This is a genomic window from Brevibacillus reuszeri (assembly GCF_002897295.1).
In the GTDB taxonomy this organism is placed as follows: domain Bacteria; phylum Bacillota; class Bacilli; order Brevibacillales; family Brevibacillaceae; genus Brevibacillus; species Brevibacillus reuszeri_A.
In genome coordinates this window covers 18,579-29,302 of the sequence record NZ_BEXF01000044.1, presented here as the reverse complement: position 1 = coordinate 29,302, position 10,724 = coordinate 18,579, and the positions used below count along the sequence as shown (strand labels likewise).

16 protein-coding genes and 1 pseudogene are annotated in these 10,724 nt (G+C 46.4%); all 17 read left to right on the top strand.

The features are described 5' to 3' along the window. A pseudogene (locus C3B52_RS37615) lies at positions 1-114 on the top strand (PGDYG domain-containing protein); the annotation flags it as partial. 38 nt (positions 115-152) lie between these two features. Beyond that, positions 153-419, top strand: coding sequence for a hypothetical protein (locus tag C3B52_RS33790; protein WP_103110725.1), 267 nt, complete (start codon positions 153-155; stop codon positions 417-419). A gap of 30 nt (positions 420-449) precedes the next feature. Beyond that, positions 450-728 (top strand): hypothetical protein, encoded by a 279-nt coding sequence (locus tag C3B52_RS33785; protein WP_103110724.1) that lies wholly within the window; start codon positions 450-452, stop codon positions 726-728. Between the two features lie 17 nt (positions 729-745). Beyond that, the gene (locus C3B52_RS33780; protein WP_103110723.1) at positions 746-1,780 is read left to right on the top strand and encodes a phage Gp37/Gp68 family protein; all 1,035 of its coding nucleotides are present in this window, start codon (positions 746-748) and stop codon (positions 1,778-1,780) included. After that, a complete protein-coding gene (locus C3B52_RS33775) occupies positions 1,764-2,090 on the top strand; it encodes a hypothetical protein (protein ID WP_103110722.1) in 327 nt (108 codons plus the stop codon). The genes C3B52_RS33780 and C3B52_RS33775 overlap by 17 nt, the downstream gene beginning before the upstream one ends. A 65-nt stretch (positions 2,091-2,155) precedes the next feature. Further along, positions 2,156-2,656, top strand: coding sequence for a hypothetical protein (locus C3B52_RS33770; protein ID WP_164685051.1), 501 nt, complete (start codon positions 2,156-2,158; stop codon positions 2,654-2,656). A gap of 12 nt (positions 2,657-2,668) precedes the next feature. Next, positions 2,669-3,109: a hypothetical protein gene (locus C3B52_RS33765; RefSeq protein WP_103110720.1), complete on the top strand. Its 441-nt coding sequence runs from the start codon at positions 2,669-2,671 to the stop codon at positions 3,107-3,109. 66 nt (positions 3,110-3,175) lie between these two features. Beyond that, positions 3,176-3,637, top strand: coding sequence for an ArpU family phage packaging/lysis transcriptional regulator (locus C3B52_RS33760; RefSeq protein WP_103110719.1), 462 nt, complete (start codon positions 3,176-3,178; stop codon positions 3,635-3,637). 134 nt (positions 3,638-3,771) lie between these two features. Further along, a complete protein-coding gene (locus C3B52_RS33755) occupies positions 3,772-4,068 on the top strand; it encodes a hypothetical protein (protein WP_103110718.1) in 297 nt (98 codons plus the stop codon). A 407-nt stretch (positions 4,069-4,475) separates the two neighbouring features. After that, positions 4,476-4,805 (top strand): YjcQ family protein, encoded by a 330-nt coding sequence (locus C3B52_RS33750; protein ID WP_103110717.1) that lies wholly within the window; start codon positions 4,476-4,478, stop codon positions 4,803-4,805. A gap of 156 nt (positions 4,806-4,961) precedes the next feature. Further along, positions 4,962-5,474 (top strand): hypothetical protein, encoded by a 513-nt coding sequence (locus tag C3B52_RS33745; RefSeq protein WP_103110716.1) that lies wholly within the window; start codon positions 4,962-4,964, stop codon positions 5,472-5,474. Positions 5,475-5,671: 197 nt separating this feature from the next. Next, entirely contained in the window at positions 5,672-6,034 is a 363-nt protein-coding gene (locus tag C3B52_RS33740; protein WP_103110715.1) for a DUF1653 domain-containing protein, read from the top strand. An 808-nt stretch (positions 6,035-6,842) separates the two neighbouring features. Beyond that, positions 6,843-7,469 (top strand): recombinase family protein, encoded by a 627-nt coding sequence (locus C3B52_RS33735; RefSeq protein ID WP_103110714.1) that lies wholly within the window; start codon positions 6,843-6,845, stop codon positions 7,467-7,469. Positions 7,470-7,533: 64 nt separating this feature from the next. Beyond that, positions 7,534-7,779, top strand: coding sequence for a DUF2829 domain-containing protein (locus tag C3B52_RS33730; protein ID WP_103110713.1), 246 nt, complete (start codon positions 7,534-7,536; stop codon positions 7,777-7,779). Continuing rightward, the gene (locus C3B52_RS33725; protein ID WP_103110712.1) at positions 7,776-8,342 is read left to right on the top strand and encodes a dUTP diphosphatase; all 567 of its coding nucleotides are present in this window, start codon (positions 7,776-7,778) and stop codon (positions 8,340-8,342) included. The genes C3B52_RS33730 and C3B52_RS33725 overlap by 4 nt, the downstream gene beginning before the upstream one ends. Positions 8,343-8,477: 135 nt before the next feature. After that, positions 8,478-9,029 (top strand): P27 family phage terminase small subunit, encoded by a 552-nt coding sequence (locus C3B52_RS33720; protein WP_103110711.1) that lies wholly within the window; start codon positions 8,478-8,480, stop codon positions 9,027-9,029. Then, positions 9,022-10,689 (top strand): DNA packaging protein, encoded by a 1,668-nt coding sequence (locus tag C3B52_RS33715; RefSeq protein WP_103110710.1) that lies wholly within the window; start codon positions 9,022-9,024, stop codon positions 10,687-10,689. The genes C3B52_RS33720 and C3B52_RS33715 overlap by 8 nt, the downstream gene beginning before the upstream one ends. Positions 10,690-10,724: the final 35 nt, after the last annotated feature.

The window sequence follows — 10,724 nt, the reverse complement described above, 5'->3', positions numbered from 1 at the left end:
TTGGAAGGCACGATGAGGGCAAATGCTGGAGATTACATCATTAAAGGAGTAAAGGGTGAATATTACCCCTGCAAGCCAGACATTTTTGAGGCAACATACGAAGCATTCGAGTGATTAATAAAACAATCGATTTGTTAAATAGGGGGAAACTTATGGTTCTACGATGCAGCGAATGTGGAACGGAAGTCAACTACTTCGCGCCATACGGAAATATCGTGTGGTGGGAATGCGGATGTGGACGAAGCTGGCAAAAGGGCGAAGAGAAAAAACCGCCAATCGGGATCATGCCTAGAAAGTTTTGGGATGAGCAGAGGGTACAGGACCTCACTGCCGCGATCGGGAGATATATTGAAGCGAATCGTCCAGTTCCATCGGAATGGGTTGAAGAGTATAACGAACTGACCAAACGCTTGGCTTAACAAAACATTACTTGTGATAAGGAGGCAATCATGAGCGAATCAGTAGAAAAGATAAAACGAATAGCAATAAGTTGCTCAGTTGAATACTGCGGCTTTAAGTATTACGAAATCAGGCATTTCTTTGATAGAGATGAAGGCGGCGAATCATTCCTGACAACTGAGATTCCGTTTTCAGTCTTCAAGAGCATGGGGATAACGAAACGGTTTAATGGCACGAAAAAAATCAATGAATGGCTGGCAACTGAAGAAGGTCGGAAATGGTACATTGCTGGTCTGAATAAGAAATGGGGATCTGAACAGTACGCTTAAAAATGGAGGGGAACGAGATGACAACAGCAATTGAATGGACGGATACGGTTTGGAACCCAGTCACAGGCTGCAGCAAGGTGTCAGAGGGCTGCCGCAATTGCTACGCTTTTGCACTCCATGACATGCGGCATAAAGCTTTTCAGGATGGCAAGAAGCTGCCGCAGCAGTACGCAAAGCCTTTCAACGAGATTCAGCTTTTCCCGGATCGTCTTCTACAACCGTTGAAATGGAGGAAGCCGCGACGGGTGTTTGTGAATAGTATGAGTGATCTGTTTCACGAAAGCGTACCATTCGAATACATCGACGAGGTGTTTGAAATGATGGCTGAAAGCCAGCGACATACATTTCAAATTCTAACCAAACGGCCTCAACGGATGCTTGATTGGTTCAACACTGTGCGTAAACGTCGACCTATCCCTGGACATGGAGTTTCTACAGGTAACTCGCCTTTCTGCACTGGGGCGCATTGCAAATGGCATGATGCTGATGTCGGTTATTGTGGTTCGCCTTGGCCCCTTCCTAACGTCTGGATTGGGACAAGCGTTGAAAATCAAAAGGCAGCAGAAGAGAGAATCCCGTTGTTACTACAAGTGCCAGCAGAAGTCCGTTTCTTGAGTTGTGAACCTTTGCTTGGATATGTTGATCTTGAATTTACAGCTCAATTTGAGCATCCAGACAACGAAGGGTACGGAGTAGAAGCTATAAAGGGCATAGACTGGATCATCGCTGGTGGAGAGTCAGGTATAAATGCAAGGCCAATGCATGAGAACTGGATAGAAAGTTTGAGGGATCAATGCCAAGAATACGGCGTGCCTTTCTTTTTCAAGCAGTGGGGTGAATTTGCTCCACATGGCGTTGAAGACGATGAAGACCCTGAATACTGGGTAGCGGACAACGGAATTGCTGGTCTGGTTCATTGCAGTATCCCGAGCGATCCGAGAGGCATGATTTACATGAATCGAGTGGGAAAGAAACGTGCAGGTCGCATGATAGATGGGCAAGAGTGGAACCAATTTCCGGATGGAGGGGAACGGGATGCAAGCAGGACGTGAGTTGGACTTGAAAGTTGCAAAGGCTCTTGGATGGAAGGTGTCCGAAGACGAGGGAATATTCTGCGATGAAGATGGCCATGTGCTTGATGAACCAAAATTTTCTACTACCTGGGAAGGCATGGGTCTTCTGGTGGAGGAATTAGCGAAAAAAGGGATTGCGATTCAATTAAATTCACGATTTGTAGATGGGGTGCTCATCGACTTCTTTTGCTTGGTCCAAGGAGCAAAATACTACCGTGGGGCAGTGGCAGGAAAAGCACCACATGCTGTATGCCTAGCGTTGCTCAAGGCTAATGGAATCGCTGTTTAACAAAAGAGAAAGAGTGGTAAACATGGATGTAAGCATGGACTGCAGTAGATGCGGCATGTCATGGTGTGAGTGTTGCCACGAATGTGGGATGCCACATAGAGATTGTGAAGGTTGTGAATGTCCGGAATGTGATCGATGCAAAAAATGTAAGAAAGGCATTCCAAAACCTTGAGGAGGATCTGGCGGTGGGTGCAAGCACAGTACCAGATGCAGAGTTGATCCAACGCACCAACGAAGAAATTGAGTATTACCACTTCATGATAAGTGAAATAGCTCGTTTACAAGGAGTCTTGGAAGACAAGAACAAGGTGTTAGTTCATGTGTCGAAGGAAAGAAAACAGAAACGTCTGAGGAAGCTTCAGGAGACTGTAAAGCTCATCGAATCTGCAGCTAATAGCATCACAGATGAGAGAGAAAAAACAGTTCTGGATGCCATCATGGATGGGGAGAAAAATTACATCATTGCCAATCAACTTGGTATGAGCAGACAGAGATACTACGAGATAAAGAGGTCGCTCATCAGCAATATGGCCTGGCTTATGTATGTCATTGATAAGAAATCGTGATGAGGTGATCAGATGATAACGCAAGATGAAGAGCTTTGCATGATGATCAAAGGAATGGCGTACCGTCAGCCAATCATTGATCGCCTAGATCGTCAGACTGAGAAGGGTATCAAGAAGTATGGACACACGATCGACAAGTCTGGGCACCTGAAGAGCATGGAAGAACGATGCGAGTATGCGTTGGAAGAAGCAACAGACTTGATTGTGTACCTAGAGGATTTGAGGACTCATACGAAGCAAATTGAGAACGAGAGAGACATGTATCTCGCTGAACTTCTCGCCATCAGAGATCTACTTATGGAGTGTTTGAGCGAAACAGCACCAATTGAAAAGATAAAATGGTCCAAGCTGACATTACATGATCTTGTTGAGATAAGAGCGTTAGCTGGAATCATTACATCAAAATACATTGCAACTCAAAAGCGTTTGATAACAGAGAGAATCGAGTCATAAAAAAGAAGCCCCCTCAACGGGAGCGAAGCCAAAATCATTATAAACTCTTTGAGGGGGTAGGCGGAAGTGGAACATCAACAATTAACATTGCCCGGTCTGCCTGAGATCGATGAGGAAGCGACGGCAGAGCAAGTAAAGCATGCTTTAGATTTGGCAAGAGACTTCATTAGGATGGGTTTTCATCCGGGAATTGAGACGGCAACCACTCCAGGTTACTCCATCATCCCACCGACTCAAACCAATGCATTCCACAGCAGTACAGAGAATGCAGCGGTGAAGAACGTTGACATTGAGACTGCACGCAGAAATCATGTACAGCGAATTATAGATGCTACAAAGCGATTGAGCAAAAGGGAAAGAAAGATCATCATGACAAGATGGTTTGGCGATGATGACGTTACCGATTTAGATGCTTATACAGAGTTGGATATGTCCCATGGGACTTTCTATAAATACAGAGCAAAAGCATTCTACAGACTTGCCTTTGCATTGAAAATGGAAGTCTACAAAAACGTAGAGACAACTTAGAGAAACATTGGAAAAAAACTAGAGGGAATCTGTACACATTTTCGCTTTTAACATGGTAAATTTATATCATCAGAAGAATATGAAATGAGCCACCTGAGCTAATTGGGTGGCTTTTCTTATGGGAGGTCAGCTGCATGCTCGAAAAGTGGCAATGCCATCATTGTGAAAAAGGATTCTTACTCATTGAGGAACAGGCAAAAGGGATTCCTGTGCACTGTCCATTCTGTGGAGAAACCGGAAAGCATGTGGAGGCCGTGACAGGGCAAAATCCTGATGAAGACCTAGAAAGCGATATGGGATGTCTCTGGCCAGGATACAACGATTTGGACAAGGTTTGTTACCTCATGAGCAGTGGACAAATTACACAAGAGCTAGCGAATGAATCTATCCGCGCTATATTGTGTGGAGAAAAACCAGATATGCAAAAATAGGCCACTCGTTACAGAGTGGCTTTTCTAGTGGAGCTGATCAAATGAGATTTTTTGCAAAGAAGTATGTGAAAGAACCGCCACAGAAGCTGCCAAAGGATCACAAGTGCTACGGATGCGTTTGGGTGAACTATCACGATAGCAAGGTAGTCTGTATGAGGATGCCATGTGTGAGAGAGAAGCCGGGAAAAGAGTAGTGCCTGGCGCACAGGGGAACATATGGGCACTGGCCCAACAAATGTGATGCGAGATCAAGGCTCAGGCCACTCGCCCTCTGTGCGGCGAGCACTGCTCGTCAGTTCTTCTTCTATCCCCCAGCCTACCGCCTTGGAAACGGGGCGGATTTTTTAAAATTTCCTGTGAAGGGAATCAAATATACTATGCCGAAAGTGATCATAGGAGGGATCGCCATGGCAAAGAAAACAATGGATGTTATACAGGAAATACTTGAACACCTTGATAAGTCGTTGGATGATGAAAGAGTAGACATTGGGCCAATTAGTCCCGAAAACCTTGAGATTTCATATCCAAGATGGTCAAGAGTGATACAAATGATGCTGGAGAGTGAATTAATTGAGGGATTTGCTCCAGTTAAGACCTTAGGTTCAACCTATACGTCATTTAAAGCAATTGATCCACGAATTACCCTAAGAGGGATACAGTTCTTAGCTGACAACTCGAACTTTTCAAAGTTGTACCGCGCAGCGAAAGAGATAAAAGATTGGATTCCAGGATTGTAGCACCCATGTGGTGCTTTTTATTTTGAGCGGCGTTGGGCAGCTGAATGAGCCCTCGGCTGGCATACAGAAGTGCGCTGGCTTATCCCGGGTGAGGATGAATTCGGCTCCCGAACGGTGGTTGAAACCGGAAATACAAGGAGGAGGGAGCAGATATGGATGGATGAAAGATATGTTGACCAGGAAACGGGCGAGATCGTTCGAAAAGAAACGAGAATCCTACACGGAAACCAATTTCTCAAAATCATAACACCGACAAAAGGTGGCCGCAGCATCAAGTTTGTAAAGACAAGAACGAGCCAAAAGGCAAAGCGCCGCATGTACAATCTGACTTCACATGAACGCGGCATGCTCAGCATCATCGCACTGTACGCTGCTCCTGGGACCAATGTTCTCTTGGGTGACGGTGAACGCGGGCAAAGAGGTCATCCTTTGACAGCACAAGACCTTTGTAAGATTGGCAAGTATTCAAAAACACAGGGATACCGGTTGATCCAGTCTCTGGTAGAAAAGAACGCGCTGGGCTTGATGAGCACAGAAGACGGACAAAAAGTATTCGTGGTGAACCCGGATTATTACTTAAATGGGAAAGAGGCTGACCTGGCCACATTGCACTTTTTCACGATAGACCCCCGACAGAAGCCGAAGCCAGATGAATCCTTGGGAGAGTAAGGACGAACCCACTTTTTTGCTGTCCCAGAAACAGCATGAAAATGACCCCTTTTTTCCCAAAATGAAAATCCCGCAGCCCTACTGCCACAAGGTCTACGAGAATTTCGAGAGTCAATATTCTTAATTCTATATACTAACGCCAGTGATGGGCAGAAACGTTTCTACTACATCCATCTTTACTGAAAAGAGGGAACCACATGCAAGGTCTCTATCAGCATTACAAAGGCACCGCATATGATGTATACGGCATCGCCAAGCACACCGAAACCGAGGTGGACCTCGTAGTCTATCGATCCACTACAACGGGATTGTGGTTCGCTAGACCTCTCGAAATGTTCACTAGTACTGTCGAACATCGAGGGGAAACCGTCCCTCGGTTCCAGAAACTGCCTGAGCCTGAACCTATCCACATTGATGAACAAGAAGAAGCCGAGTTCATCCAGGATTTCTTACTCAAGAACGGGTCAGGCATCATTTCAGTAGAAGACATCAAGCTGATCACGCAGGCTCAGTTCGAGTTTATGCGAGAGAAGGGTCTCGTGGTCGATGCTGACCAATAAGACCTGGAAGCGATTCGTTGATATCACACTGAAACTGCTCGATTCGGACACATTGGCATGTCCTCATTGCAACCAGCAGTTCAGCGAAAAGCACCTACAAGCTGAATTCAAGTCATTGCGATTCTGTTCACCTTGCGCTGGGTGGAATGGTGTAAATACTGAAATGGAGAAGAGGGCAGCTACAGCCACCCTCGGACAACATCAATGATTTGCACAGCAGCCAACAGGATAAGCAACATCATGTACACTTCAAGCATTCGCATGCACCTCCTTCTTGGGGGATTACTTCACATTCCATACAGTACTAGGTAACCCATCGAATCTTTAGGGCTTCTACTATAAAAGTCGTTCCATCTCGTGAATTAGTTGCGAAGAAAGGGACAAATGAAGGACTGGTAGATGAAGCCAGAACAAAAAGAAGCGTGAACCGTTGAATGAATGGGTAAGAATGATATGAATGTGTGAATCCCGCCTCTTGCCCCTGCGGAAGGCACCTTTTCCAATCGTTCGCTGCTTTGGGTTCCCTTCTAGCAAGTAGCTACTAATAGTAACTATAGAGGTGTCTAGGTTTAAAACGGCTGCATTATCGTGGCTGAATCGATGCGTGGGTGTACCAGAACGAGTCACGAAATTCGGGAGTCGTTGGGCGTTCGCAAACGTATACTTTTAAGTACAGTCTATAAAGCATACAATTCACGTCCGCAAAGGTGACTATAAATATTTATGAACGTTCGTAATAAAGGATTTACCTTTACGAACTTTCTTGCTATAATTTGGGCAAGAGATAAGTTCGTGGGGGGATTTGAAGATGGAACTCGGGTATGCTCGTGTCTCAGCGAAAGATCAGAATGAAGAACGTCAGGTAAAGAAACTCATGGAATTGGGAATTCAAGATCGATTTCTTTTCGTCGACAAGCAAAGCGGAAAGGATTTCAACCGTCCTCGTTACCAGGCAATGCGCGATATGATCCGAGAGGGCGACCTGATTTATATCGATGCCCTTGACCGATTGGGCCGTGACTACGATGGTATCATTAGTGAGTGGAAATATATCACACGCGAAGTAGGCGCAGACATAATTGTATTGGAGAATGAAACGCTGTTTGATAGTCGTAAGTTCAAGGCTATGGGGGATATTGGTAAGCTATTAGAGGATCAGTTCCTCTCGATGCTTTCGTATGTAGCCGAGCAAGAGCGTAAGAAGAACAAGCAGCGGCAGGCTGAGGGCATTGCGATTGCCAAGGAGAATGGCAAACATCTTGGTCGCCCAAAAGTAACACTGGACGCTTTGACAAAAGAGCAGCGTAAACAATTCGAAGCTCTCTATCCAAAGTGGAAGAGCGAAGAGATAACAGCCGTCCATTTCATGAATGAACTTGAGCTGAAAAAGACGACGTTTTACAAGATCGTGAAGGAATATGAGCAAACAGCATAACGATTTCAGAAGACTCCGTGTGGGGTCTTTTTTTATTGCTCATAACGAAAGGGAGGCAATTAACATGAATTTTGGTCAAGCGATTGAGGAATTGAAGATGGGCAAGAAAGTGGCGCGAGCTGGATGGAACGGCAAGGGAATGTGGCTGACGTATGTGCTGGCATGGTCCTACAACCCTAGCGGCTCCGTCGCTTCGTTAGGACTCGAAAAGTTACCGTGGATTGGGATGAAGACGGCGGACGATAAGTTCGTTCCGTGGCTCGCGTCCCAAACAGATATGTTGGCCGAGGACTGGGAGGTAGTGGAATGATTAACAAGGTGAACGTGAAGCTGAAGAAGCTCCACCCAGACGCAGTGCTCCCCAAATACGCCAAGGCTCTCGATTCGGGATTCGATCTATACGCTATCGAGGATACAGTCATTAGTCCAGGTCATTCAGCCAAGATTCGCACTGGGATTGCAGTAGCATTACCTCCAGGGCACGAGATACAAGTCCGCCCTCGATCCGGTGTGAGTGACAAGACAAAACTACGGGTATCGAATGCACCAGGAACATGTGACGCAGGCTTTCGTGGGGAGATATGCGTCCTCATCGACAACATCGCGCAGCTCATGCCTTCATGGGTGGTTGATGGTGAGCTCAAGTTCAGGGAGACGAATGAACTGCTTGGCATCGATGGCAAGCCAACCAATTATCTGCCAAATGGTCTTGAAGGAGAAACGTTCTTTGAACGTACCTATGTGATCAGAAAAGGAGATCGGATAGCACAAGGGGTATTGGCGAGTGTGCTGCAGGCTTCTTTCGAAGAAGTAGATGAACTGGACGAGACAGAACGAGGCACGGGTGGCTTTGGTTCGTCTGGAACCAATTGACCAAATATAGCCATGGTTTTAACTCATTTGACCGAATCTGAGTGTATTCGTACCAACGAACAGGAGAACGAGCTAATTTCATGGTTTAAAACGCTCAAATAACCATGCACAGAGCATAGAAAGGAGTGAATGAGCATGGCAGCCAAAACAGAAGTCGGTAAAGCGAGGCAGAAAGAAGCGTTGATGGAGAACCGCGTAGACGCCCCTAACCTCAAGCATGGCGTGCCGGGGTTCCTCCAATCAGGATTGCATCCATGTACCAAGTGCGTGAAGCAAAAGAGTTGCGATCGATTCGAGAAGGGCTCTGACTGTTCATACCTGGCAGAGTTCCAGAAAAACGTCGAAGATCGGATCATGGACCTCGACTACATTGAAGAACAAGATCGCATGATGGTTCAGGTTCTATCCAAGGACATGGCTGGGATTGCCCTGTGTGAAATGTATTTCTCTGTAGAGGGTATGATCATCCATGACAGACGTAAAAAGCAGCTGTCCGCACAGCCACTAGTTGGCACCTACAATGAACTGAAGCGTTCTGTACGTGAGACCATGAAGTCTCTCGGCATCGGGCCTACTGCAAGGGCAAGGCTCAAGATGGAACAGGTGAACGTAGTCAAACAGATACAGGAGATGGGGCTGGATGACGACAAGACGGTGACGGAAGGAACGGAATTCCTCGATGATTAGGTTTGCCAAGGAGATCCGAACCAAGATCGATGCCCTTGCAAAGAAAGATCCCAAGAAAGGTAAGAAAGCACTCGATATCCTCCAGGATTTCGAGCAGTTTGCCACCAGATGTCTGAAGATCAAGACTAAAGAGGGAGCCATCGTTCCTTTCGGGCTAAATGAAGCCCAGAAACGATTTGCTCAGCTTGTATTCGACCGAATGGCGACAGGCAAACCAGTGCGGATCATTATCTTGAAGGCCCGTCAGATGGGGTTCTCCACAGTGACTGAGGCCATCATTTACTATCTAACGTCAACACAAGAGGCAAAGAACAGTTTCATTGTTGCCCAAGACTCCAAAGCATCTGAGAACCTCTATGAGATGTTCAAGACGTACTATGAGAACGTTCCAGTGCTGTACAAGCCCATGCGGAAACGGAACAACTCACGCAAGTTGACATTTGAGAATCCAACAGCACTTGAATCGATGCGACAGAAGAATCCCGGATTGAAATCACAGATCACGGTTGACTCAGCGGAAGCAAACGTCCTTGCTCGTTCTGGCACCATCCACTACGCACACATTTCCGAGCTGGCATGGTGGCCCGAAAGTAAAAAGAGCAAGCATATGTTGGCACTGATGAACTCACTATCTGATGCAGCCGGCACACTCTGTATCATCGAATCCACAGCAAATGGTATCGGGGAGCATTATCAGCAAATGTGGGAGAAGGCAGAGAATGGCGAAAATGACTTCATTCCTCTGTTCTTCGCATGGCATGAGTTCCCGACATACCGTGAGGAGTTCGAGTTTGAAGAGGAAATGCTGGAGTTTGCAGCCAGCCTGACAGAAGACGAGAAATTCCTGCAGCGCCGGTTCAATCTCCAACTAGAACAATTAAAATGGCGTCGATCGACAATCCGAAACAAATGTGATGGCGACGTCAAACAGTTCCAGCAGGAGTACCCTTCCTTTCCAGAAGAAGCGTTTCTAGTTTCAGGTCGGGCTATCTTCGACCAGCGCAAAATTCAAGAGGGCATGATGAACGCACCAGAACCAATTCATGAAGATTTGGATGGTGCTGTTTTGGTTTGGGCCGAACCTGAAGAGGGAGAACTATACGATATGGGCGCTGACGTTGCTGAAGGTTTGGATGATAAAGATACGGACTCATCCACTTTCTGCATATACAAGCGGAGTACTGGCGAACAGGTAGCAGAGTTACAGCTCAAAGCAGAACCATACGAGTTCGCTGAGATCCTCAATGAGTATGGGCGCAAGTACAACAATGCATTACTTGGCGTAGAGCGAAACAACCATGGTCATGCCGTTCTTTTGGCACTCATACAGATTTTCGACTATCCCAACCTGTATGAGCACAAGGATTACGATCAAAAAGGGAACGCCGAGAAGCGACCAGGCTGGCCCACAACATTAAAGACACGTCCGATTCTAGTTGAAGAGTACCGTCAGTCATACGCAAATAACGAGATACCCATAAAGTCGCGTCGATTACTCGGAGAGATGAGAACGTTCGTCAAGAAGAACGGCAAGGCCCAGCATCAAGCAGGATGTCATGACGACATTCTATTTGCAGCTATGATCGGCTGGGAGATGCGAAAGCACCACCATACTGGACACATGCCTTATTTCTTCTACGCCAATACAGTAGAGCGCTAGTGTCGGTCACTTCTGCCATTCCAGAACTTTCTAAC

Bases quoted from the DNA above. Each gene is read 5' to 3' on its own strand.
- C3B52_RS33740 (WP_103110715.1), top strand. From the start codon at position 5,672: ATGCAAGGTCTCTATCAGCATTACAAAGGCACCGCATATGATGTATAC.
- C3B52_RS33725 (WP_103110712.1), top strand. From the start codon at position 7,776: ATGATTAACAAGGTGAACGTGAAGCTGAAGAAGCTCCACCCAGACGCA.
- C3B52_RS33730 (WP_103110713.1), top strand. From the start codon at position 7,534: ATGAATTTTGGTCAAGCGATTGAGGAATTGAAGATGGGCAAGAAAGTG.
- C3B52_RS33715 (WP_103110710.1), top strand. From the start codon at position 9,022: ATGATTAGGTTTGCCAAGGAGATCCGAACCAAGATCGATGCCCTTGCA.
- C3B52_RS33765 (WP_103110720.1), top strand. From the start codon at position 2,669: ATGATAACGCAAGATGAAGAGCTTTGCATGATGATCAAAGGAATGGCG.
- C3B52_RS33790 (WP_103110725.1), top strand. From the start codon at position 153: ATGGTTCTACGATGCAGCGAATGTGGAACGGAAGTCAACTACTTCGCG.
- C3B52_RS33745 (WP_103110716.1), top strand. From the start codon at position 4,962: ATGGATGAAAGATATGTTGACCAGGAAACGGGCGAGATCGTTCGAAAA.
- C3B52_RS33720 (WP_103110711.1), top strand. From the start codon at position 8,478: ATGGCAGCCAAAACAGAAGTCGGTAAAGCGAGGCAGAAAGAAGCGTTG.
- C3B52_RS33750 (WP_103110717.1), top strand. From the start codon at position 4,476: ATGGCAAAGAAAACAATGGATGTTATACAGGAAATACTTGAACACCTT.
- C3B52_RS33735 (WP_103110714.1), top strand. From the start codon at position 6,843: ATGGAACTCGGGTATGCTCGTGTCTCAGCGAAAGATCAGAATGAAGAA.
- C3B52_RS33775 (WP_103110722.1), top strand. From the start codon at position 1,764: ATGCAAGCAGGACGTGAGTTGGACTTGAAAGTTGCAAAGGCTCTTGGA.
- C3B52_RS33780 (WP_103110723.1), top strand. From the start codon at position 746: ATGACAACAGCAATTGAATGGACGGATACGGTTTGGAACCCAGTCACA.
- C3B52_RS33785 (WP_103110724.1), top strand. From the start codon at position 450: ATGAGCGAATCAGTAGAAAAGATAAAACGAATAGCAATAAGTTGCTCA.
- C3B52_RS33755 (WP_103110718.1), top strand. From the start codon at position 3,772: ATGCTCGAAAAGTGGCAATGCCATCATTGTGAAAAAGGATTCTTACTC.